General features: G+C 67.1%; 1 pseudogene. It reads left to right on the forward strand.

What is annotated here, in order from left to right:
- A pseudogene (garD, locus tag AAIL67_RS24765) lies at nt 1-353 on the forward strand (galactarate dehydratase); the annotation flags it as partial.

A 353-nucleotide genomic window follows, 5' to 3' on the forward strand; every position in this document is an offset into this window, starting at 1 on the left:
GGGGGCAGCGACGCCTTCAGCGGCGTCACCGCCAACCCCGCAGTGGGCTTTTGCACCGACCTGCTGGTGCGCGCGGGCGCCACCGTGATGTTCAGCGAGGTGACCGAGGTGCGCGACGGCATCGACCAGCTCACCTCGCGCGCCGCAAGCCCCGAAGTGGCCGAAGCCATGATCGAGGAAATGGCCTGGTACGACGCCTATCTCGACAAGGGCCGCGTGGACCGCAGCGCCAACACCACGCCGGGCAATAAAAAAGGCGGATTGTCGAACATCGTCGAAAAGGCCATGGGCTCCATCATCAAGAGCGGCACGGCCCCCATCACCGGCGTGCTGTCGCCGGGTCAGCGGCTGGC

The sequence above is a fragment of the Comamonas sp. A7-5 genome (assembly GCF_039581385.1).
GTDB classification, from domain to species: domain Bacteria; phylum Pseudomonadota; class Gammaproteobacteria; order Burkholderiales; family Burkholderiaceae_C; genus Comamonas; species Comamonas thiooxydans.